The sequence below is a fragment of the Pseudomonas sp. Pseusp16 genome, from assembly GCF_047324915.1.
Taxonomy (GTDB): Bacteria; Pseudomonadota; Gammaproteobacteria; order Pseudomonadales; family Pseudomonadaceae; genus Aquipseudomonas; species Aquipseudomonas fluorescens_CD.
This window is the reverse complement of sequence record NZ_CP168522.1, coordinates 3,550,971-3,572,592: the sequence shown is the minus strand read 5'-3', so window position 1 is coordinate 3,572,592 and position 21,622 is coordinate 3,550,971. Positions and strand designations below refer to the sequence as shown.

The window sequence follows — 21,622 nt, the reverse complement described above, 5'->3', positions numbered from 1 at the left end:
ACGGTTAACGTTTCACGAAGGAGTGTGTATGGCTGTGGGATGGCGGCAGGCGTGGTTCATTGGATTACTGACCGTGAGTTCGCCCGTATGGGCAGCGAACAAGGTCAATCTGGATTATCACGTGCACCTGTTGCCGCAGAGCGATCAGGCCGAAGTGCGCCTGACGCTCGCCCAGGGTTCGGCGGTGCGCAGCCTGGATTTTGACCTCGGCGATGGCAGCCGCTACAGCGATTTCAAGGCTGACGGCCAATGGCAACTGACCCCCGGCAAAGCGGCGCGAGGAGTCTGGCGTCCGACTGCTGACAAGGCCAGCCTGACCTACCGCGTGAATATCAGCCACGGGCGCAAGAGCGGCAGCTTCGACACGCGCATGACGCCAGACTGGGCGTTGATGCGCGGCGAAGATCTGGTGCCGGCGGCCAAACTCGATCAACAGGATGGCATCGAACTGGTTTCACGCCTTGAGTTCGAGCTGCCCGGTGGCTGGAAAAGCGTTGAAACCGCGTGGCCGCGCATTGGTCAGAACAAATTCCGTATCGATAACCCCTCCCGACTGTTCGATCGGCCCACGGGCTGGATGCTCGCCGGCCAGCTTGGCAGCCGCCGCACGCGTCTGGGCGAGACGGAAGTCACCGTCGCCTCGCCACAGGGGCAGGGGATGCGCCGTATGGATGTACTGACGCTGCTGACCTTCGTCTGGCCGCAAGTGCAGGCGCTGTATCCGCGTCACCCTGGCAAACTGCTGATCGTCGGGGCCAATGATCCAATGTGGCGCGGCAGTCAGTCGGCGCACGAGTCGATCTATCTCAACAGTCACCTGCCGCTGGTCAGCGAAAGTGGCAGCAGTGCCCTGGTCCGTGAGTTGGCCCAGATGTTCGGGCGGATCAACGGCACGCAGCGCAGCGACTGGATCAGTGAAGGCTTTGCCGAGTATTACGCTATAGAACTGGTACGCCGGGCCGGCGGCATGAGCGATGAACGCTACGAGAGTCTGCACGGCAAGCTGGTCATGATCAGCCAGAAAGTCACCACGCTGCGCGGCGAGCGGATCAACCCGGCGCAGCTGGCCAGGGCAGTGGTGTTGCTGCAGGAGCTGGATCGCGAAATTCGCCTGAAAACCCATAACAAGCGTTCGCTGGACGATGTGTTGCGCGGGGCGATGCGGCAGGGGGATATCGATACCAAGGTGTTTGTTCAGCTCAGCGAGAGCGTGATCGGTGGTTCTTCAAAAGTGCTCAGTACCGAGTTGATTCAGTAACACCGCCATTCGCGAGCAAGCCCGCTCCCACATGGATTGCGCTGAACCTGTGGGAGCGGGCTTGCTCCGGGCGGCGTTCCGACGAAGAGGCCGGTTGCCTCAGCGCAAATCCGGATTCAAACCCCGGCTTTCGGCTTGCCGGTAACGTTGGCGGTTTTGGTCGCCGCCTCGGCATTGGCCTTCAACTGGCTCAGTTCTTCACCCGCCCGCTGGATTTTCGCCCGCACGTTGTTCATGTCCTGGCGGCCTTTCTCCAGCAGGCTTTTCGCCGAACTGTGGCCGGTAACGCCGCGCGCCAGGGCGACGCCGCCGATGGCCACCTGGATCAGGCCAAAGATCCCGCCACGACGCAGGCCCTTGCCCACCATCACCACGCCGCCGGCCAGGGAGCCGATGCGTTCCCAGCCCTGCACGTTTTGCCCGGAGGGGCCCTGGAACGGGGTGGATTCGATACGCTCGACGGGTTTGAGTTCGCTCATGGTCTGTCTCCAGGCTTCAGTGATCGATAGACAAGCTGACTGCCCGGGCAGGCAGCTCGTTCAATCGGATGTGCGGCGATTCAGCGGAATTTTGGCCCGGAGCGGGTATTGAGCCCCTTGGCCATGCGGTCGTAGAGCACGACGTTGACCGTGGCGGCCAGGTTCATGCAACCGGTGGTCGGAATGTAGACCACGTCTTCACACCAGTCGCGAATCTCTTTGTCCAGCGATCCGTCTTCCGGGCCGAAGATGTATAGCGCGCGATCCGGGTGGGTGTATTCCGGCAACGGGCGAGCGCCTTCGACCAGTTCCACGGCGACGGGCACACAATTGAGGGGCAGGATTTTCTTCAGGTCGTCGATGCCGATCAGCGGGATGTCGTAGTGCACGCGCTTGGTATCGGTGACGAAGTCGGCGGCGCGCTCATAGCGCTTGCCGGTGTAGAACACCGATGCCACGCCATAACAGCCAGCGGCTCGCATCACCGAACCTACGTTTTCCGGTGATTTGGGGTTATACAAACCAATGCAGCTGTACCGTTTGTCTGCCACGAGCGGGGTGCCTTTCGGGAAAAAAGCGCGATTATACGGGGATTGGGGCGGGGGTGTTCGGTTTGAGATTGGCGGTGTCGAGGCGATTGTTTTCGCGAGCAAGCCCGCTCCCACAGTTGACCGAGGAGCCCATACGGACGCGGATCAATGTGGGAGCGGGCTTGCCCGCGAAGAGGCCAGTTCAGGCGCTGAAGAGTTTCAGTCTTCCTTTTTCATCAACCCGGCGAGCGCCGCAAATGGATTATGCGTGGCCTTGGCGATTTTCGGCGTGCTGAGGGAGCCTTCGTCGAAATACTGCTGGTCGGTATACCGCGAGTGTTCGTTATCGTGGCAGTACAGGCACAACAACTCCCAGTTCGAGCCGTCCTGCGGGTTGTTGTCGTGGTTGTGGTCGCGATGGTGCACCGTCAGTTCGCTCAGGCGCTTGCCGGAGAACTCACGGGCGCAGCGGCCACAGACGTGCGGGTACATCTTCAGGGCCTTGTCGCGGTAGCCCATTTCCTTGTCGCGCTGGTTGTCGGCGAGGATGCGATCCAGCTTGGACGTGTTGGTCGGGGTGGACGAACTCATGGGTTCACCTTTGCAGAAAGACTAATGACGGTATTAAGCGAAGTTTAGCTCAGCCCTTGAGCTTCTCGGCAATCCAGATGGTGTGGCGGGTGCCCTTGTTGCCATGGGCGAAGACCTGCACTTCGTCAGCCTTGAAGCCGGCTTTCTTCAGTTTGTCGGAAAATTGCCGGTCAGCGCTGGCCGACCAGACCGCCAGTACACCTTTTGGTCTCAGGGCCTTGGCGCAGGCACTGAGGCCACCGGCGGAGTACAGCCAGCTGTTGGCTCTCTGGGTCAGGCCTTCGGGGCCGTTGTCGACGTCGAGCATGATGGCATCGAAGCCCTGGGGTTCGGCTTGCAGGACTTTGGCCACGTCTTCCATGCGAATCACCGTCCGCGGGTCGAGCAGCGGATTGCCAGCCTTCTCGCCCAGCGGTCCACGGTTCCACTCCACGACACCGGGGACCAGTTCGGCGACCACCACTTCAGCGGTCTTGCCCAGGTGCTTGAGCGCCGAAGCGAGGGTGAACCCCATGCCCAGGCCGCCGATGAGCACCCGTGAGTTTGGTCGACCGGCGACTTTGCGACACGGGATCTCGGCCAGGGCATCTTCGGAGCCATGCATGCGCGTGTTCATCAATTGTCCGCCATCGCCACCCTGGATCTTGATGACGAAATCCTCGCCGTATTCGAACAGGCACAGGGCACCGCCGTTTTCAGGAATGGGAGTGGTGTCCAGCAGAACGAAACGTTTCATGGGGCTCACTTGAAGAAAATTGGCTGCACAGGGGAGGGCAAACAGACGCAGTTGGGAGTAGCCTGTTCATGACGACAAGGCCAACGGAGCCATTGATGAAGCGCACTATTCTAACGGCCATTGCCCTGGCTGCGCTCTCGATAACTGCAGTGCAGGCTCAACAGTTGCAATCGATTCCCGTAAGCCCCGCACCGGTACCCGGTTCACCCGGCACTGCGACACCCACGCCGTACCCGCAAATCAGCCCGGTGCCTTTGCCTAAAGTCGGCCCTGGCAGTAGCGGTCCGCCGTTGGTGCCGATTGAAATGCCGAGCCCGCCGGCCAAGGACCAGCCGATACCGGGCCTGGAGCCCAATCCGCCGAAAATCAAGTCGCCGGGTGGCTAGACCTGCTGCGAAAGCAGTTGGCCGTCGGCCATGCGCAGGCGTTTGGAAAGGGACACGGCGAGGGCGCGGATGATCTTGGCGGCGATTTTCGGTGCGTCGTTGAGCATTTTTTCCAGCGAGTCCTTGCCCAGGTTGAGCAACTGGCAATTGCTTGCGGCCACGCAACTGGCCGAGCGCCGTTCGCCGTCGAGCACGGCCATTTCGCCGAACGAGCGGCCGCTGCGCAACGTGGCGATGGTGACTCGCTGCCCGTCAGCGGTGGTTTTCTGCACAGCCACCTGACCGGTATGGATGATGCACATGAAACTGCCGGCATCGCCCTCCTGGAAGATCTCCTCGCCCTGGGCAATGCTGCTGATACTGAAGTAGCCCGAAGCCGCGGCAAGGTCCGCCGGCAGCAGTTGATTGAACAGGCCGCAATCCATCAGCCAGTCGCGAATTTCGTTGTTCAGAAAAGTTGGTTCAGACATGTCGTCACGGTCTTTATTGTTGTGTCTGTTACTGGCTCGAATTTGAAGTCACCGCAAATCCCCTGTGGGAGCGGCGGTGCGGCGATCCGACTTGCTCGCGAAGGGGCAGTAACATTCAGCAGAGATGTTGACTGACACACCGCCTTCGCGAGCAAGCCCGCTCCCACATGGGTTTTGTGTTATATCGGCCGCCGGTGTACGCAATTAAGACCGGCACACCGCGCCAGGTTCCTCAGGCAATGCCCAAAACCTTGAACAAAAATGCATATTCGAGTGCTACGTCACGCAATCCCTGATATCGACCGCTCATCCCGCCATGCCCGGCACCCAGTTCTGTCTTGAGCAGTAGTGGATGGCTGTCGGTTTTGGTCGCGCGCAGTTTCGCCACCCACTTGGCGGCTTCCCAATACTGCACACGGCTGTCGTTGTAACCGGCGATCACCAGGGTCGCCGGATAAGCTTGTGCGGTGACGTTTTCGTAAGGGGCATAGGCCTTGATCCGGTCATGGACGTCCGGCTCTTCAGGGTTGCCCCATTCGTCGTATTCCGTAACGGTCAATGGCAGGTCAGGGTCGAGCATGGTGTTGAGTACGTCGACGAACGGCACTTCGGCGATGGCGGCGCCAAACAGCTCCGGCCGTTGATTGAGCACTGCGCCGATCAGCAAGCCACCGGCGCTGCCGCCGCTGATCGCCAACTGCGCTGCAGTGGTAAAGCCTTGGGCGATCAGGTGCTCGGCGCAGGCGATAAAGTCACTGAAGGTGTTGTGCTTGTGCTCCTGCTTGCCGGCGCGATACCAGGCTTCCCCCAGTTCGCCACCGCCACGCACGTGGGCAATGGCGAACGCCATGCCGCGATCCAGCAGGCTCAGGCGCGCATGGGAAAACCATGGGTCGAGGCTTTCGCCATAGGCGCCATAGCCGTAGAGGTACAGCGGCACGGGTTTGCCCAGGTCTGTGCGCTTGATCACCAGGCTGATGGGCACTTGCGTACCGTCCGGGGCGGTGGCCCACAGACGCTGGCTGACGTAGTCGTCGGCATCGAACGGGCCGAGCACCGGGGTTTGCTTGAGAACTTTCTGCTCGCCGGAAGCCAGGTCCAGTTGGCGGATTTGCGCCGGACGGTTCAACGCTTCGTAGCGCAGGCGAATCCGCTGGCTTTCGAATTCCAGGCTGTTTTGCACATGCAGGCTATAGGCCGCATCCGGCAGTTGCACGCGATAAGGCGCCAGGCCTTGCGGATGAACCTCGATGACCGGCAAGCCGCCGACCCGCAGGCTCAGGGTCATGGCCCCGGTGTTCAGGCTGATGCCGTCGATCATCACCGTGTCGCTGTGGGGGATCAGGTTCTGCCAATTGGCTACGGTCGGCGCGGCGCCGGTATCGACGGCCGTGTACAAGGCGAAATTGATACCGTCACGGTTGCTGCGAATGAACCAGGTCGATTGACCGTCGAGTGCACCGTGGTCGACGTCGTACTCATGATCCTCGACCCGTGGTGCCAGGCAGGTGAACGCCTGCTGGGGCTGGGCGGCATCGAGGACCCAGACTTCGCTGGTGGTCTTGCTGCCCACGGACAGCAGCAATTGCTGCTCGGAGCTTGAGCGGTAGCAATGCATGAAGAAGCGACCGTCCGGTTCATGGAACACTTCTTCGGCCGCCGTGCCGTCCAGTCGATAGCGATACAGCTTGTGCGGGCGATGGGTGTCGTCCAGTTCGCCAAAGAACAGCGTCAGGCTGTCGTTGGCCCAGGTCATGCTGCCGTCACAGTCCTGGAATTCCAGCTCGCTGACGCGGCCGTCGGACAGTTCCTTCACGAACAGCGTGTAAATTTCGTCGCCACTGGAGTCGACGCTGTAGGCCAGGCGCTGATGATCCGGGCTGATGCTGAACGCCCCCAGGGAAAAGAAGCCGCCGTTGGCCAGTTCGTTCGGGTCCAGCAGCAGTTGTTCGCGGCTTTCGTCGAGGGTCAGGCTGTCATCGGCCGGACGCGGGCAGCGGTAGTGCCGGGCGTATTCATCGCCCGCCATGGTGCGGGTGTAGTACAGATACGGTCCCCATGGCGAGGGCAGGGACAAATCGGTCTCGAGAATCCGCCCCTTGATCTCCTCGAACAGGGTTTCGCGCAGCCCGGCCTGGTCGGCGGTCTGCGCTTCCTGATAGCGGTTTTCGGCTTTCAGGTAGTCGAGCACTGCATCGGTGTCGCGCTCTTGCAGCCAGGCATACGGGTCGGAGCCATCAGCCTTGTGGGCAATCGGAGCGTCGCAAGTGTTGGCGGATAGGGGCATGAAGGGCTCTCGAGCAGTGTACGGAATAGGGGCTTGGCAACCTGTGGGAGCAGGCTTGCTCGCGAAGGCGTCGGGTCAGTCAATATCATTGTTGAATGATAAGCCGCATTCGCGAGCAAGCCCGCTCCCACAGGGCCGCGCTTAACTGTCAGGCATTGATGCAGCCTGATGGGCGAAAAGCCGTTATCATAAGCGCCTCTTTGCCTGCCTTGCCATGGACACCATGACCGAGAACGACTATCTGATCGCTTGGGGCCTCTACGCCTTTGCCGCTTTGGGCTGCCTGTTGGTGTGGATGCGCTTGACCCGCTGGATGTGGCGTTGGCTGCGTGAGCCGCTGCGGCTGGCGATGGCAGTGTTGCTGTTCAGCCCGACCATCATCGATCCGGTCAAGGATAAAATCGCACCGGCCGTCGCCATTACTGCGCTCGACCTGCTGTTCAAGGTCGGCAATAACGCCTGGCGGGCGATTTCCGATCTGTTCATGTACGGCATGATCGCGTTCGGCCTCTATCTGGTGCTGGTGGCGATCCGTTTCCCCATCGAACGTGCCTCCAATGCCCGCAAGGAGCGCGAGGCTGCCACCAAAGCCGCCGTCCGTGCCGACGAGCCTGAGCATGATCAACCGTTCGGCGGTGCCGGCGATGATCGTTACGGTCGTCCACCCGTGCCGAGCAATCCTCAGCGGATGCGAGTCGAACCCCGTTTGTAACCTTGCCCCTGCGATTGAGCGAGAGTCCGAGCATGTGTGAGTTATTGGGCATGAGTGCCAATGTCCCGACCGATATCGTGTTCAGCTTTACCGGGCTGATGCAGCGCGGCGGACGCACCGGCCCACACCGCGATGGTTGGGGCATTGCCTTCTATGAAGGCCGTGGGCTGCGGTTGTTCCAGGACCCGGCGGCAAGCTGCGAGTCGGAAGTCGCGAACCTGGTGCAGCGTTATCCGATCAAGAGCGAAGTGGTGATCGGGCACATCCGCCAGGCCAACGTCGGCAAGGTCTGCCTGTCCAACACACATCCGTTCGTCCGTGAGTTGTGGGGACGCAACTGGTGTTTCGCCCATAACGGCCAGTTGGCGGACTTTCAGCCCGCGGCCAGTTTCTATCGCCCCGTGGGTGACACCGACAGTGAAGCGGCGTTCTGCGATTTGCTCAACCGCGTGCGTGGGGCATTCCCCGAGCCGGTCGAGGTCGAAGCACTGTTGCCGGACCTGGTCGCCGCCTGCGCCGAGTACCGCAGCAAAGGTGTGTTCAACTGTCTGCTCAGCGACGGCGACTGGCTGTTCTGCTATTGCTCGACCAAATTGGCGCAGATCACCCGTCGTGCACCGTTTGGCCCGGCACGCTTGAAAGATGTCGACGTGATCGTCGACTTTCAGGCCGAAACCACGCCTAACGATGTGGTCACCGTCATCGCCACCGAACCCCTGACCGAAAACGAAACCTGGACCCGTTACGAACCGGGTCAATGGAGCCTGTGGCGACGCGGCGAATGCGTCAGTCAGGGCACGACCGAATAAGGACTCCTTGCATGTTGCTCAGTTATCTACGGCTGGTGTTGTTTGCGGCGGGCCTGTTGATCGGTGTCCAGGTGCCGGGCTTCATCAGCGATTACGCCAAGCGGGTCGAAGCCCATCTGATCGAGGCGCAAGCCGGATTGAGCGGCTTTCAGAGCACCGCCAATCAGTTCTTCAAAGGTGACATGCAGGCCCTGGTGGCCCATTACCGTGCCAGCGAAGACCCGATCTTTCGCAGCGACGCCGACAGCCTGAGCAACCTGCTGACCCGCCAACTGGCGCTGGACAAGCAATTCCAGGCGATGCAAGGACCGTGGTACATCCGCTTCCTGCAAGTGGTGCTGGCCGCTGATCCGGACATCCGCAAGGAAACCTGGAATGGCTACAGCTACCAGATCCTGTTGACGCCCGAAGCGATGGCTTGGGGCATGAGCGGCGCCTTGCTGCTGTCGTTTGGCCTGGAGTGCCTGTTCCGCCTGATTGACTGGGTGGTGCTGGGCGGCAAGCGTCTGCGTCAGAGTCGGCCGATCGAAGAGCGGGATTTGCGGGGGTTGTAACACCGTCGAACGTCAAGGAGCCGGCAAGCCGGCTCCTTGCTTGATTACCAATCTATCGAATAGGTCAGGCTCAAGGTACGGCCTTCGGCGTTGGGGAATGGCGCTTTGGCGTTGGCCTGGGCGAACAGGTTGACGTACGTTCGGTTGGTCAGGTTGTACACCCCGCCTTCCAGGCGACCGACAGGCAAGTACACGGAGCCGAGCAGGTCCACCAGCGTATAGCCTTCAATGTCACGCCCGTTGTTGTCCTTGGCGGCAGCGTCGTAACTGGCCAGGTGCATGCCTTGCAGGCGCAGGCTGTAGTCGTCTTCGGTGTAGCCGACGAACAGCGTGGTTTTGGCCGGTGAAATGCGTGTCGCCGGCAGATCGATCCATTTCCCGTTCTGCTGGGTCTCGCCCTTGGCCCAGGCATAGGTGCCACCCACCGACCAGTGATCGGTCGCGCGGTAGGTCAGGCTGTTTTCGATGCCGCGAACCCGCTCCTTCTGATTGATCAGACGCAAGACACGGCTATTGGCATCGTAGAACTGGGTCACGTCCGAGGTGTTTTCATAGACGGTGACGTCGGCCTGCCATTTGTCCCAGTCACCGCGCCAGCCCAGCTCGTAGCTGTCGACCTTGATGGCCTGGGCGTTGAGGCTCTGGATGTCGAAGGTGCTGCTCACGTCACGCAAGAAGCGCTGGATGTCCGGCAGCGAAAAGCCCTGGCTGTAATTGGCGAAGACGTCCTGATGTTCACTCAGGTGATAGACCGCGCCCAGGTTATAGAGCGTCGCGTCGTATTTGAGGGTGTCCCCGGGCAGGATGGCGCGTACGCCGGTCTGCACGATCTGACCGTAAGCGATGCTGTCGGAGACCTCGCTTTCGATCCATTCACGGCGCACGCCGCCACGCAAGGTCCAGTCTGCGATGTCCCAGGACATCTGCCCGAACAGCGCCTTGGTGGTGGTCTCGATATCCGGGCCCATCTCGTAAGTGGTGCCGGTCTTGGTGTAGGTCAGCCCTTTGAGGGTGTATTGGTCACCGCGTTGGCGGGAGCGTTCGTGATCATAGTCGGCGCCCCAGACCAGGTTGCCTGTGGCACTGCCGATGGCCGGCAACGGCGTGTCGATGGCCGCACGCAACCCATAGACATCCTGCACGCTGTTGTTGTCGGCGATCCCGGCCTTGCCCCGCGAAAGGTCCGGGAAGAACAGCGCGTCGGCCCGGCGCCAGTAGCTTTCCAGTTGCAGGCCCTGGCCGTAGAAGTCGTTATCGGTGTAGTTGAGGTTGGCCGCCTGGTTATGGGTGTAGGGCTGGTCGTCGAGTTTCAGTCCCTTGACCGCCACGGCCTGTTGCAGGTTTTTCGGGTCTTTTGTGTAGCCGGTGTCCTGCTGGTCCTTGTAGTCCTGCAGCGACAGGCTGAGTTTTTTGTCGGCATCCAGTTCGTAACCGAAACGACCTTGCAGGTCATAGGTTTCGGTGTCCATGTTGCTGCCCTGGGAGGTGTCCTGAGGGATGCGATTGCCATTGCCGTCGAACTGATCGTTGCGCTGGGTCAGGTCGGCGGACACGTACCAGTCCAGGGCATCCTTGCGCCCGGTCGCACTCTGAAAGGCCTCGTAGGCGAAACCCTTGCTGTTGAGGTTGTTGCCGCTGGTCAGGCCCAGTTTGCTGCTGTAGGCAAGGTCCTGACCCTGATTGCGCTTGGTGATGATGTTGATGATGCCGCCCGAAGCACCGGCACCATAAATGCTGCTGGCGCCGGAAACCACCTCGATGCGTTCGATACTGGCCGGTGCGATGCTGTTGAGCTGGCGGAAGTTGTCACGCGTGGCGTTCTGCGACACGCCGTCGATCAACACCAGCATGTTGCGCCCGCGCAGGGTCTGGCCGAAGTTGCTCATCCCGCCGCTGGACGGCGCCAGGCCAGGAACCAGTTGTCCCAGGATGTCGGAGACCCGACGTCCCGCGCCACTCTGTTGGCGGATCTGTTGTTCGTCGATCACCTGGACCGAACCTGGGATCGAGGCAATGGTCGCTTCGCTACGAGTCGCGGAAACGACGGTGGCTTGCATGTTCAATGTTCCGGGCTGCTGGTCGGTGTCCTCGGCCCAGGCCTGGACGCTGACGGAGCCGAGCAGCGGAATCAGCAAGGAAAGTTTGGTTCGGGTCATGAGTTGGTCTTTTTTTTAGTCGTGATAAGTGTGGGTAGATACGATTGCCGGGCGGGGTGTGGTGGTGAACGAGCGCACCCGGCGGATCCCGGCGGCGGCCAGTGCGTAAGCGACAGGGAGCAGTGCGCCTTGCCAGATGCCCAGAGCAACCGGCTGATGAGAAAACCCAACTATTCGTTAGCCCGTGCCGTGGCTGCCAGCGTCAGGGGGCAGAGCCAGGCAACGCCCTCGATGAGACGCAAGGTGTAAGCCGGATCAGGCGTTGGAAGCAGCGCTGGGCGGCGGGCTCCAGGGCATTGCTCAAAGGGTCGAGGGTGATGCGGTGGGACTGGAAGGCAGGAGTGCCGAGGGCTTCGCTCCAGTGCGAGAGCAATTGCTGCTGTTTTTGCGTGTAAGCGCGCATCAAGTCCGATTCCTTCTGGACAGTGGTTTAGCTGAATGCGCGCAGAGAATACATTTTCAAAATATTAATGCAAATGATAGTGATTGCTACTTGTGCAGTGAGGGGCCTTTTCAGAGGCTGGCCAGGGGTTTGCTCAAGACCATGTAGTGCTCGCCCACCTTCTGCGCATAGTGCTCCACTACGTGCTGACACAACGTCACGATCTCTTCGACCCACTCTGCGCCGACCCGCCATGACACCACCACTTGCAGGTTGGGCGGGCGTTGCTCAATGTCCAGCAAGGTCAATTCCCCTCGCTCCAGTTCCTCGGCCACCAGCACCGGTGGCAATGCGCCGATGCCGAAACCGTCGCGCAACAAACGGGTAATCGCCGACACCGAATTCACGCAGTTCAACCGTGGCGCCATCACGCCATTGGCCTGCATCAGGGCGAGCACTTCCTGATGCGGATGGGAGTTTTTCGAGTAGGTGATGATTCGCTCGTTCGCCAGATCGGCGACGCCTGAATACTCGCGGTTGTACAGGGAATTGCTGGCGACGATCCAGCCCATGGGGTGGCTGGCCAGTTCCAGGCTGCGCACGCTTTCATGGCGCAGCAGGTCGGTTTGCAGGATCACATCGAGAAAGCCTTTTTGCAGCTGATCGCAGAGGTTGAGCGAGGTATCGGCCACCAGCTCGATTTCCACCAGCGGGTAGTGATCGGTCATCTGCGCCACCAACGGGCTGAGCCAGGTATGGATCACCGTGTCCATCACGCCGATGCGCACCCGTCCGGCCTTGCTCGAACGGGTCTCGATCGACTGCTTGAGCGCCTGCATGGTGTCCATCATCTGCTCGGCGTAATCAAGCACTTTGAGACCTTCGGGCGTCAGGCTCACGCCGCGCGAGTCCCGCAGAAATAGTTTTACCCCGAGCTCACCTTCAAGCACGGCGATGCGGCTGGAGATCGAGGCCTGAGTGGTGAAGAGCTTGTCGGCGGTCAGGCGGAAACTCTTGAGTCGGGCGACCCAGACAAAGGTCTCGAGAAACTTCAGGTTCATGGGATAAGGATTTCTTATGTCTAGGGCGGGTTTTTATTAGTTGGACGCAGCAGGGGCGCGCATCCAAGAATCGACGCATCCGGTTCCCAACGATAGGCGTCGTCGGGGCTCAGAACAATACCAATAAAATCAGCGCGGAGATTTGCCATGAGTGCGCCCGACACCACCGCCATTCCGAAAGCCTCGGCCCGCCCGGGACCTTTCGACTGGTATCGCAACATCAATCAGCAGGAACGCCGCACCTTCTGGAGCTGCAAGATCGGCTATGGCCTGGACGGCATGGACACGCAGATGCTCAGCTTCGTGGTGCCGACCCTGATTGCCATGTGGGGCATCACCACCGGTCAAGCCGGGCTGATTCATACCAGTACGCTGATCGCTTCGGCCATCGGTGGTTGGGTGGCAGGGATTCTGTCCGACCGCATCGGTCGTGTACGCACGCTGCAACTGACGGTGTTGTGGTTTGCGTTCTTCACCTTTCTCTGCGGCTTTGCCCAGAGCTACGAGCAACTGCTGATCGCACGAACCCTGATGGGCTTCGGTTTCGGTGGCGAGTGGACGGCCGGGGCGGTGCTGATCGGTGAAGTCATTCGTGCCAAGGACCGTGGCAAGGCCGTTGGCATGGTGCAGTCCGGCTGGGCGCTGGGTTGGGGGCTTACCGCGATTCTGTATGCGCTGCTGTTCTCGGTATTACCACCGGAAGACGCCTGGCGTGCGCTGTTCATCCTCGGCATCGTGCCGGCAATCTTCGTGATATTCGTCCGCCGTCTGGTCAAGGACCCGGAAATCTATCGTGAAGCCAAGGCCAGACAGGAACCGAGCAACCCGTCGAAGTTCTACGAGATCTTCGCCCCCGGCATGCTGTTCACCACGATTCGCGCTTCGTTGCTGACCACTGGTGCGCTGGGTGGCTACTACGCCATCACTTCCTGGTTGCCGACTTTCCTGAAGAATGAACGCGGTTTGAGCGTACTCAATACCAGCGGTTATCTGGCGATGGTGATTGTCGGGTCCTACGTCGGTTATGTCATCAGCGCCTATTTGACCGACATTCTGGGACGCAAAAAGAACTTCATCCTGTTCGCCGTCGGCTCGTTCACCATTGTGTTGCTGTACACGCAACTTCCGGTCAGCAACGGCGTGATGTTGTGGCTGGGCTTTCCGCTGGGTTTCTTCGCCTCGGGGATTTTCAGTGGCATGGGCGCATTCCTGACCGAGTTGTTCCCTACACGCATTCGTGGTTCCGGCCAGGGTTTTTGCTACAACATCGGCCGCGCGCTGGCGGCGTTGTTCCCGCTGCTGATCGGCTTGCTCAGCCAGACTGTGCCGCTGAGCGTGGGCATCGGTGCCTTTGCGGCGGTTTCCTATGGCGTGGTGATCCTCGCGGCCTTGAGCCTGCCGGAAACCCGTGGCAAGCAACTCGACGCTCAGTAACTGATAACCTGCGGGCGTGTCTTATAGATATGTCCCGCAGCAAAAAAGAATAAAGCCTACAGGAGTGTTCAGCGTGAGCCGCCTGCTATTGAACTGCGACATCGGCGAGAGTTTCGGCAGCTGGACCATGGGTCTGGACGCAGAAATCATGCCCTTCATCGATTGCGCCAACATCGCCTGCGGTTTTCACGCCGGCGACCCGAGCGTCATGCGCAAGACCGTCAGCCTGGCCCTCAGCCACGGTGTGCAAGTTGGCGCGCATCCGGCCTATCAGGATCTGGTGGGGTTTGGCCGCCGCTCCATGGCGTATGCCACCCAGGAACTTCAAGACATTCTGCATTACCAGATCGGCGCCCTCGACGGCATCTGCCGGGCCCAGGGCGGCCGGGTCAGTTATGTCAAACCCCATGGCGCGATGTACAACGACATGATGGCCAACCCGGTGCAGTTGCGCGCCGTCTTGCAAGCGGTGGCGTCCTACGACCGCAATCTGCCATTGATGTTGATGGCGACCAAAGACAACAGCGCCGCCCAACAAGTGGGCGATGAATACGGCATCACGCTGTGGTTCGAGGCCTTCGCCGATCGGGCTTACGACAGCGCGGGCAGGCTGGTCTCGCGCCAACTGCCGGGAGCGGTGCATCACGACCCGGAAAAGATTATCGAGCAGGCGCTGACCATTGCCCGTGGCGATCAGCTCACCGCCAGCGATGGCAGCGCCCTGCTTTTGCAGGCCAACACCCTTTGCGTGCACGGCGACAACGCCAGTTCGGTCGCTGCCGTGCAACGCATCCGTGAAGCCTTGAACCGGCAGAGTGCGTCATGAAGCTGCGGGTGGAGGTGGTGGCGCTGGATTGCCTGATGGTGCGCCTGTTCGATGAAATTGCCGAAGCCAACATGCCGTGGATGCTGGCGGCCAGTGAAAGTCTGCGTACGGCATTCGGTGCGCATCTGATCGACCTGGTGCCGTCCTACACCACACTGATGGTGCATTACGACTTGACCGCACTGAGTCCTGCCCAGGCCCGGGAGTTGATTGCCATGGCGCTGATCGATCTGTCGCCCAATGCGCGTACTCGCGGTACCTGTCATGTGTTGCCGGTGTGGTATGACTTGAGCGTCGGACCGGAGTTGAGCCTGTTGGCGCAACGCAGCGGATTGGCGGTGGAGGAGGTGATCCGTCGTCACAGCGAGCACGAATATCAGGTGTTCGCCCTGGGTTTTGCGCCGGGCTTCGCCTTCATGGGGCTGGTGGAAGAGGTGCTCGCTGCGCCGCGTCTGAGCACGCCACGCAAGAAAGTCGCCGCCGGAAGTGTCGGCATCGCCGAACGGCAAACGGCGGCTTACCCGGTGGTGTCGCCAGGCGGCTGGAATCTGATTGGCCGCACGCCGGCCAGATTGTTCGATCGCAACCGCGACGGCTACAGCCTGATGCAACCCGGCGACACCGTCCGGTTCGAAGCAGTCGGCCATGCCGAGTTCATTAACCTGGGCGGTGACGACACGCCATTGGAGGCGCAGGCATGAGCCGTCTGACGATTGAAACAAGTACGCCGCTGTGCCTGTTGCAAGACGCTGGTCGATTCGGCGTGCGGCATCTGGGCGTGACCCAGGGTGGCGCGGCCGATTGGCGTTCGATGTCCTGGGCCAACTGGCTGTTGGGCAACGGACTGGATGCGCCGGTGATCGAAATCACCCTCGGCGGGTTTACCGTCGTTGCCGAGGAAGAATGCGTGCTGGCCTTGGCCGGAGCGGATCTTGGCGCGCAGGTGGACGGCGAGGCGCTGGCACCGTGGCGCAGTTTCAGGCTGCATAAAGGTCAGCGTCTGCAATTCACTCAACCGTTGCTCGGCGCCCGAGCCTATCTGGCGGCGCCGGGTGGGTTTGATGCACCGAAAGTACTGGGCAGCATCGCGACGGTAGTCCGTGAGGAGCTTGGCGGCCTGGACGGAATGGGTCATGCGCTGGGTAAAGGTGCGTGTTTGAGCTACTCGGGCAATTCGGTGATGTTGCTGCGCGAAATGACCGCAGACCAGCGGCCGGACCTGAACCTTGATACTCCGTTGGACCTGGTCCTCGGTGCACAGATTGGCGAGTTCAGCGGGCAGAGCCTGTTCGATGCGTTCAACAGCGCGTGGAGCCTCGACAGCCGTGCCGACCGAATGGGCATTCGCCTGTTGGGCCCGGCGTTGCAGTACCAGGGCAAGCCGATGATTTCCGAAGGCATCCCGTTGGGCGCGGTGCAGGTACCGCCGGACGGGCAGCCGATCGTGCTGCTCAATGATCGGCAGACCATTGGCGGTTATCCGCGTCTGGGAGCATTGACGCCGCTGGCGCTGGCGCGCTTGGCGCAATGTTTGCCGGGCGCGCGGGTGCGGTTGCGGCCGGTGGTGCAGGAAGTGGCGCATCGCGAACAGGTCGAGTATTTGCGGCGCTTTTTGAACGGCTAAAAGCTTCGTCGGAACGCCGCCCGGAGCAAGCCCGCTCCCACAGGAGTCTTGTGTACAACAAAGATCCAATGTGGGAGCGGGCTTGCTCGCGAAGGCGTCTGAACAGACAGCAGAGATTATTTGGAAAGAAACCGCATCCCTTCCTCAAGCCCGCGCAATGTCAGCGGATACATCTGGTCCTCGATCAAGTCCCGCACGATATTGGTCGAAGAGGTGTAGCCCCAGGTGTCCTTCGGATACGGGTTGATCCAGATGAGCTTCTTGTACTTCTCCTTGAACCGCTGCATCCACACGTAACCGGCTTCTTCGTTCCAGTGCTCGACGCTGCCGCCCGGCTGGGTGATTTCGTAGGGCGCCATGGCGGCGTCGCCGATGAAGATCACTTTGTAGTCGGCACCGTACTTGTGCAGCAGGTCCATGGTCGACGTGCGCTCGGAGGTGCGGCGCATGTTGTTCTTCCACACCGATTCATAAATGAAGTTGTGGAAGTAGAAGTACTCCAGATGCTTGAACTCGGTCTTGCAGGCCGAGAACAACTCCTCGCAAATCTTCACGTGGGCATCCATCGAGCCGCCGATGTCGAACAGCAGCAACAGCTTGACGGTGTTACGCCGCTCCGGCCGCATCTGGATGTTCAGCAACCCCGCATCCTTGGCGGTGTGATCGATGGTGCCATCGATGTCCAGCTCTTCCGCCGCGCCCTGACGGGCGAACTTGCGCAGGCGGCGCAGGGCGACCTTGATGTTGCGGGTGCCCAGCTCGACTGAGTCGTCGAGGTTCTTGTATTCGCGCTGGTCCCAGACCTTGGCCGCCTTGCCCTGGCGCTTGCCGGCGTCGCCGACCCGAATGCCTTCCGGGTTGAACCCCCCGGAGCCGAACGGGCTGGTACCACCGGTGCCGATCCACTTGTTGCCACCGGCGTGGCGTTCCTTCTGTTCTTCCAGGCGTTTCTTGAACTCTTCGATCAGCTTGTCCAGGCCGCCGAGGGACTGGATCGCCGCCCGCTCTTCATCGGTCAGCGAGCGCTCGAACTCCTTGCGCAACCAGTCTTCGGGAATCAGCGCTTGCAGGTGGTCGTCGAGTTTTTCCAAGCCATTGAAGTAGGCTCCGAACGCCCGGTCGAACTTGTCGAAATGCTTTTCGTCCTTCACCAGGATCGTCCGGGACAGGTAATAGAACTCGTCCATATCGGCGAAGGTCACGCGCTTTTTCAGCGCATTGATCAGGTCCAGCAGCTCGCGCACCGAGACCGGTACCTTGGCTGCGCGCATTTCATTGAACAGGTTGAGCAGCATGGCATCAGCCTCTTAGCGGGTGCCGCGCCGGCTCATGAACGCCAGACGCTCCAGCAGTTGCACGTCCTGTTCGTTTTTCACCAGCGCACCGGCCAGCGGCGGGATGGCCTTGGTCGGATCGCGCTCGCGCAGCACCGCTTCGCCGATGTTGTCGGCCATCAGCAGTTTCAGCCAGTCGACCAGCTCGGAGGTCGAAGGCTTTTTCTTCAGGCCCGGCACCTTGCGCACATCGAAGAACACGTCCAGCGCTTCACTGACCAGGTCTTTCTTGATGTCCGGGTAATGCACGTCGACGATCCGCTGCATCGTGGTGCGATCCGGGAACGCGATGTAGTGGAAGAAGCAGCGGCGCAGGAACGCATCCGGCAGCTCTTTCTCGTTGTTGGAGGTAATGATGATGATCGGGCGTTTTTTCGCCTTGATGGTCTCGTCGATCTCGTAGACGTAGAACTCCATCTTGTCGAGTTCTTGCAGCAGGTCGTTGGGGAATTCGATGTCGGCCTTGTCGATTTCGTCGATCAGCAGGATCACCCGCTCTTCGGATTCGAAGGCTTCCCAGAGCTTGCCCTTTTTCAGGTAGTTTCGAACGTCGTGGACCTTTTCCGTGCCCAGCTGCGAATCGCGCAGGCGGCTGACCGCGTCGTACTCGTACAGGCCCTGGTGAGCCTTGGTGGTGGACTTGATGTGCCAGGTGATCAGCCTGGCGCCAAAGGATTCGGCCAGTTGCTCGGCGAGCATGGTCTTGCCGGTGCCCGGTTCGCCCTTGACCAGCAGCGGCCGCTCCAGGGTGATGGCGGCGTTGACCGCCAGCTTCAGGTCATCGGTGGCGACGTAGGCCTGGGTGCCTTCGAACTTCATCTGCTAATCCTCGAACGGTAACGCCGACCTGAACGCGGCAGGGCGGGGGCGCAATAAAAGAGTCAGCCCCGACTATAACGCGGTGTCCGGTCGACTGTGAACGCAGACGGCTTATTCAGTCTCTGAATGGAGCGTCACATCTTGACTCAGTCTCGACTGCTGGCCAGTATGTTGGTATCGCCAAGTTGGCGATACCATGCCAGGCATGTCTACTAAATACCGATTTCGAGATACGTATCGCATTCAGTTGCGTGAAAAGGATCATCCGCCGCCACACGTTCATCTGACGGGTGGCGGGCTGGACGTCATGCTGAGCCTGGAAACTGCCGAAGTGATGGTGGGCAAGGCGCCGCCACTGATTCTCAGGGAAGCTCTGGACTGGGTCAGAGCCCACCAGACTCAATTGCTGGAGGATTGGAAACGATGCTACCCATGAAACGACCACGGCTATCGGCAGTGCAAGCGCTGTCGGATTATCGTTTGGCGCTGACGTTTATCAATGGTCAGCAGCTGATGCTCGATTTGAGCTGCGACCTGCATGCCTATCCAGGCCTCCAACCTTTGCAGGGAGTCGCCTTTGATCATGCTGCGCTGGGTGACGATGGCTGGAGTGTCGAATGGCCTGAGCTTGATATCCAGATTGGCGCGGACACTCTCTACCTGGATGTCTTGGCACAAAATGCCGTCGACGAAAACACCCGGATCTTTATTGATTGGCGTGCTCGCACCGGGTTACCGCTTCATCAGGCGGCTGAAGCACTGGGGGTCAGTACCCGCAGCATCACCCGATACAGCAGTGGTCGCGAAAAGGTGCCGCGATCGTTAGCCTTGGCCTGCCTGGGCTGGGATTTCCTGCAACTGCAAGCGAATTCGCCCCGTGCGGCAGAAGGCGCTGGCCGGTACATCGTCACGCGCAAAAATTAGCCTGCATCCGGCTTCGATCCAAAGCCATAGACCGCACTGATAAGCGGACGTCCGACCTGACTGGACGCCTGCTGGCAAGAGGCTTACCTTGATGCCCTATTTCAATGCTGTCGTTAAGGACCCAGCCATGAGCCGCATTTTCGCTGACAACGCCCACTCCATCGGCAACACGCCGCTGGTGCAGATCAATCGCATTGCGCCGCGTGGTGTGACCATCCTGGCCAAGATCGAAGGGCGCAACCCCGGTTACTCGGTCAAGTGCCGGATCGGCGCGAACATGATCTGGGATGCCGAGAGCAGTGGCAAACTCAAGCCGGGCATGACCATCGTCGAACCTACCTCCGGCAATACCGGTATCGGCCTGGCCTTCGTGGCTGCCGCCCGTGGCTACAAACTGATGCTGACCATGCCGGCGTCCATGAGTATCGAGCGCCGCAAGGTGCTCAAGGCACTGGGGGCCGAACTGGTGTTGACCGAGCCGGCCAAAGGCATGAAGGGGGCCATCGAGAAAGCCGGTGAAATTGTTGCCGGCGACCCGTCGAAGTACTTCATGCCGGCTCAGTTCGACAACCCGGCCAACCCGGCCATCCACGAAAAGACCACCGGCCCGGAAATCTGGAACGATACCGACGGTGCGGTCGACGTGCTGGTGGCAGGCGTCGGAACCGGTGGAACCATCACTGGAGTTTCACGGTATATCAAGAATACCCAGGGCAAACCGATACTCTCGGTGGCAGTGGAGCCGGCGGTGTCGCCGGTGATCACCCAGGCCCTGGCCGGTGAAGAAATCAAGCCGAGCCCGCACAAGATCCAGGGCATCGGTGCCGGTTTTGTGCCGAAGAACCTCGATTTGTCGATGGTCGATCGGGTGGAGCTGGTCAGCGACGAAGAGTCCAAGGCCATGGCCTTGCGCTTGATGCAGGAAGAAGGGATTTTGTCCGGGATTTCTTGCGGCGCCGCCATGGCAGTGGCCGTAAGATTGGCGGAAACCCCGGAAATGCAGGGCAAGACCATTGTCGTGATCCTGCCGGACTCCGGTGAGCGTTACCTGTCGAGCATGCTGTTCAGTGATCTGTTCACCGAACAGGAGAATCAGCAGTAAGTGCTGAACATTGCTGATCTGCATCAGCCCGCGTTCAGGCGTTTTATGTTAAGAAATGCTTTGTTGCACATTCATTAACATTGAATGTTGAAAAGTGCAGGTTTTTCATCGGGTCGGTAGTGTTTATCATGCCAGCAGCCATGTCGGACAATGGACGTGGCGCACGTGTCGCTTATCTTCAAAGGAGTTGTTGATGACCTTATCGTTTGCCGCGAAGGCCTCGTTGTTGCTGCTGTTTCTCGGCAGCACCCTCTATGTGCATTTACGCGGCAAGGCGCGTCTGCCGGTTTTGCGCCAGTTCGTGAACCATTCGGCGCTGTTCGCTCCCTATAACGCCTTGATGTACCTGTTTTCCGGTGTGCCTTCGAAACCGTATCTGGATCGCAGCAAGTTCCCGGAACTGGATGTGCTCAGGGACAACTGGGAGGTGATTCGCGACGAAGCGATGCACTTGTTCGACGAGGGGTATATCCGTGCGGCGGCAAAGAACAACGACGCCGGTTTCGGCTCGTTCTTCAAGAAGGGCTGGAAGCGGTTTTATCTCAAGTGGTACGACAAACCGCTGCCTTCGGCCGCAGCCTTGTGCCCGAGAACCGTGGAATTGGTCAGCAGCATTCCCAACGTCAAAGGCGCCATGTTCGCGCTGCTGCCGGGCGGCAGCCATCTCAACCCGCATCGCGATCCGTTTGCCGGTTCCCTGCGTTATCACTTGGGCCTGTCCACCCCCAATTCCGATGATTGCCGCATCTTTGTCGACGGTCAGGTTTACGCCTGGCGCGATGGCGAGGACGTGATGTTCGACGAGACCTACGTGCACTGGGTCAAGAATGAAACGGAAAAGACCCGGGTCATCCTGTTCTGCGATATCGAGCGTCCACTGAGCAATCGCTTCATGACCCGCATCAATCGCAGTATCAGCGCCTGGCTGGGTCGCGCCACCGCTCCTCAGAACCTGGACGACGAGCGTGTGGGCGGGATCAACCAGGCCTATGCCTGGAGCAAGAACTCCAGCGACAAATTCAGTGGTGTGGTCAAGCAATGGAAGCGGCGCAATCCCAAGGCCTACCGTGTACTACGCCCGGTACTGGCGGTGGCGGTGCTGACGTTGTTGGGGTATTGGCTGTTTGGCTGACAGGCGCTCCTGGAAA

The 21,622-nt window shown here is 60.2% G+C and carries 24 protein-coding genes and 1 pseudogene; 13 read left to right on the top strand and 12 right to left on the bottom strand.

The window, feature by feature from the left end; all coding sequences use genetic code 11:
• Positions 1-28 precede the first annotated feature (28 nt).
• Complete coding sequence (locus ACEN8Q_RS16225) at positions 29-1,258, top strand: hypothetical protein (RefSeq protein WP_413703407.1); 1,230 nt, start codon at positions 29-31, stop codon at positions 1,256-1,258.
• Positions 1,259-1,374: 116 nt separating this feature from the next.
• On the opposite strand, the gene ACEN8Q_RS16220 is transcribed toward ACEN8Q_RS16225, so the two are convergent.
• The 4 genes from ACEN8Q_RS16220 to ACEN8Q_RS16205 form a co-directional block, all read right to left on the bottom strand.
• Complete coding sequence (locus tag ACEN8Q_RS16220; RefSeq protein ID WP_413423871.1) at positions 1,375-1,737, bottom strand: DUF2892 domain-containing protein; 363 nt, start codon at positions 1,735-1,737, stop codon at positions 1,375-1,377.
• Between the two features lie 80 nt (positions 1,738-1,817).
• Complete coding sequence (locus tag ACEN8Q_RS16215; RefSeq protein ID WP_007911337.1) at positions 1,818-2,288, bottom strand: RNA methyltransferase; 471 nt, start codon at positions 2,286-2,288, stop codon at positions 1,818-1,820.
• A gap of 198 nt (positions 2,289-2,486) precedes the next feature.
• A complete protein-coding gene (locus tag ACEN8Q_RS16210; protein ID WP_007898702.1) occupies positions 2,487-2,858 on the bottom strand; it encodes a YajD family HNH nuclease in 372 nt (123 codons plus the stop codon).
• A gap of 49 nt (positions 2,859-2,907) precedes the next feature.
• Positions 2,908-3,594, bottom strand: a complete 687-nt coding sequence (locus tag ACEN8Q_RS16205; protein WP_413703406.1) for a spermidine synthase — start codon at positions 3,592-3,594, stop codon at positions 2,908-2,910.
• Between the two features lie 95 nt (positions 3,595-3,689).
• Between ACEN8Q_RS16205 and ACEN8Q_RS16200 the strand changes: the two genes are divergently transcribed.
• Positions 3,690-3,980, top strand: coding sequence for a hypothetical protein (locus ACEN8Q_RS16200; protein ID WP_413423867.1), 291 nt, complete (start codon positions 3,690-3,692; stop codon positions 3,978-3,980).
• Here ACEN8Q_RS16200 and ACEN8Q_RS16195 read toward each other — a convergent pair.
• Positions 3,977-4,450, bottom strand: coding sequence for a cyclic nucleotide-binding domain-containing protein (locus ACEN8Q_RS16195; RefSeq protein ID WP_413423865.1), 474 nt, complete (start codon positions 4,448-4,450; stop codon positions 3,977-3,979). The genes ACEN8Q_RS16200 and ACEN8Q_RS16195 overlap by 4 nt on opposite strands.
• Before the next feature lie 232 nt (positions 4,451-4,682).
• Positions 4,683-6,737: a S9 family peptidase gene (locus ACEN8Q_RS16190; RefSeq protein ID WP_413703405.1), complete on the bottom strand. Its 2,055-nt coding sequence runs from the start codon at positions 6,735-6,737 to the stop codon at positions 4,683-4,685.
• 214 nt (positions 6,738-6,951) lie between these two features.
• Between ACEN8Q_RS16190 and ACEN8Q_RS16185 the strand changes: the two genes are divergently transcribed.
• From ACEN8Q_RS16185 to ACEN8Q_RS16175, 3 genes are read left to right on the top strand one after another with little or no spacing between them, the layout of a single operon-like run.
• Positions 6,952-7,449 carry an MFS transporter gene (locus ACEN8Q_RS16185; protein ID WP_413423862.1) on the top strand — a complete coding sequence of 166 codons (498 nt, stop codon included), beginning with the start codon at positions 6,952-6,954 and terminating at the stop codon, positions 7,447-7,449.
• A gap of 32 nt (positions 7,450-7,481) precedes the next feature.
• Positions 7,482-8,258 (top strand): class II glutamine amidotransferase, encoded by a 777-nt coding sequence (locus tag ACEN8Q_RS16180; RefSeq protein WP_413423860.1) that lies wholly within the window; start codon positions 7,482-7,484, stop codon positions 8,256-8,258.
• Positions 8,259-8,269: 11 nt separating this feature from the next.
• Entirely contained in the window at positions 8,270-8,812 is a 543-nt protein-coding gene (locus ACEN8Q_RS16175) for a DUF2937 family protein (protein ID WP_413703404.1), read from the top strand.
• A 44-nt stretch (positions 8,813-8,856) separates the two neighbouring features.
• Here the strand turns inward: ACEN8Q_RS16175 and ACEN8Q_RS16170 are convergent, their stop codons facing one another.
• The 4 genes and pseudogenes from ACEN8Q_RS16170 to ACEN8Q_RS16155 form a co-directional block, all read right to left on the bottom strand.
• Positions 8,857-10,968, bottom strand: a complete 2,112-nt coding sequence (locus tag ACEN8Q_RS16170; RefSeq protein ID WP_413703403.1) for a TonB-dependent receptor — start codon at positions 10,966-10,968, stop codon at positions 8,857-8,859.
• Positions 10,969-10,983: 15 nt separating this feature from the next.
• A pseudogene (locus ACEN8Q_RS16165) lies at positions 10,984-11,222 on the bottom strand (MFS transporter); the annotation flags it as partial.
• Complete coding sequence (locus ACEN8Q_RS16160; protein ID WP_413705531.1) at positions 11,171-11,371, bottom strand: hypothetical protein; 201 nt, start codon at positions 11,369-11,371, stop codon at positions 11,171-11,173. The gene ACEN8Q_RS16160 and the pseudogene ACEN8Q_RS16165, both read right to left, overlap by 52 nt.
• Before the next feature lie 110 nt (positions 11,372-11,481).
• Complete coding sequence (locus tag ACEN8Q_RS16155; protein WP_413423855.1) at positions 11,482-12,411, bottom strand: LysR family transcriptional regulator; 930 nt, start codon at positions 12,409-12,411, stop codon at positions 11,482-11,484.
• A 147-nt stretch (positions 12,412-12,558) separates the two neighbouring features.
• Here ACEN8Q_RS16155 and ACEN8Q_RS16150 point away from each other — a divergent pair, with 147 nt between their 5' ends.
• The 4 genes from ACEN8Q_RS16150 to ACEN8Q_RS16135 all read left to right on the top strand — a co-directional run bounded on the left by ACEN8Q_RS16150 (position 12,559) and on the right by ACEN8Q_RS16135 (position 16,295).
• The gene (locus ACEN8Q_RS16150; RefSeq protein WP_057715993.1) at positions 12,559-13,845 is read left to right on the top strand and encodes an MFS transporter; all 1,287 of its coding nucleotides are present in this window, start codon (positions 12,559-12,561) and stop codon (positions 13,843-13,845) included.
• A 73-nt stretch (positions 13,846-13,918) separates the two neighbouring features.
• Positions 13,919-14,671 carry a 5-oxoprolinase subunit PxpA gene (locus ACEN8Q_RS16145; protein WP_413423852.1) on the top strand — a complete coding sequence of 251 codons (753 nt, stop codon included), beginning with the start codon at positions 13,919-13,921 and terminating at the stop codon, positions 14,669-14,671.
• On the top strand, positions 14,668-15,372 hold the full coding sequence (gene pxpB, locus ACEN8Q_RS16140; protein WP_413703402.1) for a 5-oxoprolinase subunit PxpB: 705 nt from the start codon (positions 14,668-14,670) through the stop codon (positions 15,370-15,372). Before ACEN8Q_RS16145 ends, pxpB begins: the two co-directional genes overlap by 4 nt.
• Positions 15,369-16,295 (top strand): biotin-dependent carboxyltransferase family protein, encoded by a 927-nt coding sequence (locus ACEN8Q_RS16135; RefSeq protein WP_413703401.1) that lies wholly within the window; start codon positions 15,369-15,371, stop codon positions 16,293-16,295. The genes pxpB and ACEN8Q_RS16135 overlap by 4 nt, the downstream gene beginning before the upstream one ends.
• A 116-nt stretch (positions 16,296-16,411) precedes the next feature.
• On the opposite strand, the gene ACEN8Q_RS16130 is transcribed toward ACEN8Q_RS16135, so the two are convergent.
• The gene (locus tag ACEN8Q_RS16130; protein WP_413423846.1) at positions 16,412-17,590 is read right to left on the bottom strand and encodes a vWA domain-containing protein; all 1,179 of its coding nucleotides are present in this window, start codon (positions 17,588-17,590) and stop codon (positions 16,412-16,414) included.
• A 12-nt stretch (positions 17,591-17,602) separates the two neighbouring features.
• Positions 17,603-18,448, bottom strand: coding sequence for an AAA family ATPase (locus ACEN8Q_RS16125; protein WP_413423844.1), 846 nt, complete (start codon positions 18,446-18,448; stop codon positions 17,603-17,605).
• 205 nt (positions 18,449-18,653) lie between these two features.
• Between ACEN8Q_RS16125 and ACEN8Q_RS16120 the strand changes: the two genes are divergently transcribed.
• From ACEN8Q_RS16120 to ACEN8Q_RS16105, 4 genes are all read left to right on the top strand, one after another.
• On the top strand, positions 18,654-18,884 hold the full coding sequence (locus ACEN8Q_RS16120) for a DUF4160 domain-containing protein (protein ID WP_413423930.1): 231 nt from the start codon (positions 18,654-18,656) through the stop codon (positions 18,882-18,884).
• Positions 18,872-19,372 (top strand): DUF2442 domain-containing protein, encoded by a 501-nt coding sequence (locus ACEN8Q_RS16115; RefSeq protein ID WP_413703400.1) that lies wholly within the window; start codon positions 18,872-18,874, stop codon positions 19,370-19,372. The genes ACEN8Q_RS16120 and ACEN8Q_RS16115 overlap by 13 nt, the downstream gene beginning before the upstream one ends.
• 127 nt (positions 19,373-19,499) lie before the next feature.
• Positions 19,500-20,474, top strand: a complete 975-nt coding sequence (gene cysK / locus ACEN8Q_RS16110; RefSeq protein WP_413423842.1) for a cysteine synthase A — start codon at positions 19,500-19,502, stop codon at positions 20,472-20,474.
• 193 nt (positions 20,475-20,667) lie between these two features.
• Positions 20,668-21,606 (top strand): aspartyl/asparaginyl beta-hydroxylase domain-containing protein, encoded by a 939-nt coding sequence (locus ACEN8Q_RS16105; RefSeq protein WP_413423840.1) that lies wholly within the window; start codon positions 20,668-20,670, stop codon positions 21,604-21,606.
• Positions 21,607-21,622 lie beyond the last annotated feature (16 nt).

Coding starts and splice junctions, on each gene's coding strand:
- ACEN8Q_RS16225 (WP_413703407.1), top strand. CDS start 29: ATGGCTGTGGGATGGCGGCAGGCGTGGTTCATTGGATTACTGACCGTG.
- ACEN8Q_RS16220 (WP_413423871.1), bottom strand. CDS start 1,737: ATGAGCGAACTCAAACCCGTCGAGCGTATCGAATCCACCCCGTTCCAG.
- ACEN8Q_RS16210 (WP_007898702.1), bottom strand. CDS start 2,858: ATGAGTTCGTCCACCCCGACCAACACGTCCAAGCTGGATCGCATCCTC.
- ACEN8Q_RS16205 (WP_413703406.1), bottom strand. CDS start 3,594: ATGAAACGTTTCGTTCTGCTGGACACCACTCCCATTCCTGAAAACGGC.
- ACEN8Q_RS16200 (WP_413423867.1), top strand. CDS start 3,690: ATGAAGCGCACTATTCTAACGGCCATTGCCCTGGCTGCGCTCTCGATA.
- ACEN8Q_RS16195 (WP_413423865.1), bottom strand. CDS start 4,450: ATGTCTGAACCAACTTTTCTGAACAACGAAATTCGCGACTGGCTGATG.
- ACEN8Q_RS16190 (WP_413703405.1), bottom strand. CDS start 6,737: ATGCCCCTATCCGCCAACACTTGCGACGCTCCGATTGCCCACAAGGCT.
- ACEN8Q_RS16185 (WP_413423862.1), top strand. CDS start 6,952: ATGGACACCATGACCGAGAACGACTATCTGATCGCTTGGGGCCTCTAC.
- ACEN8Q_RS16180 (WP_413423860.1), top strand. CDS start 7,482: ATGTGTGAGTTATTGGGCATGAGTGCCAATGTCCCGACCGATATCGTG.
- ACEN8Q_RS16175 (WP_413703404.1), top strand. CDS start 8,270: ATGTTGCTCAGTTATCTACGGCTGGTGTTGTTTGCGGCGGGCCTGTTG.
- ACEN8Q_RS16170 (WP_413703403.1), bottom strand. CDS start 10,968: ATGACCCGAACCAAACTTTCCTTGCTGATTCCGCTGCTCGGCTCCGTC.
- ACEN8Q_RS16160 (WP_413705531.1), bottom strand. CDS start 11,371: ATGCGCGCTTACACGCAAAAACAGCAGCAATTGCTCTCGCACTGGAGC.
- ACEN8Q_RS16155 (WP_413423855.1), bottom strand. CDS start 12,411: ATGAACCTGAAGTTTCTCGAGACCTTTGTCTGGGTCGCCCGACTCAAG.
- ACEN8Q_RS16150 (WP_057715993.1), top strand. CDS start 12,559: ATGAGTGCGCCCGACACCACCGCCATTCCGAAAGCCTCGGCCCGCCCG.
- pxpB (WP_413703402.1), top strand. CDS start 14,668: ATGAAGCTGCGGGTGGAGGTGGTGGCGCTGGATTGCCTGATGGTGCGC.
- ACEN8Q_RS16135 (WP_413703401.1), top strand. CDS start 15,369: ATGAGCCGTCTGACGATTGAAACAAGTACGCCGCTGTGCCTGTTGCAA.
- ACEN8Q_RS16130 (WP_413423846.1), bottom strand. CDS start 17,590: ATGCTGCTCAACCTGTTCAATGAAATGCGCGCAGCCAAGGTACCGGTC.
- ACEN8Q_RS16125 (WP_413423844.1), bottom strand. CDS start 18,448: ATGAAGTTCGAAGGCACCCAGGCCTACGTCGCCACCGATGACCTGAAG.
- ACEN8Q_RS16120 (WP_413423930.1), top strand. CDS start 18,654: ATGTCTACTAAATACCGATTTCGAGATACGTATCGCATTCAGTTGCGT.
- ACEN8Q_RS16115 (WP_413703400.1), top strand. CDS start 18,872: ATGCTACCCATGAAACGACCACGGCTATCGGCAGTGCAAGCGCTGTCG.
- cysK (WP_413423842.1), top strand. CDS start 19,500: ATGAGCCGCATTTTCGCTGACAACGCCCACTCCATCGGCAACACGCCG.
- ACEN8Q_RS16105 (WP_413423840.1), top strand. CDS start 20,668: ATGACCTTATCGTTTGCCGCGAAGGCCTCGTTGTTGCTGCTGTTTCTC.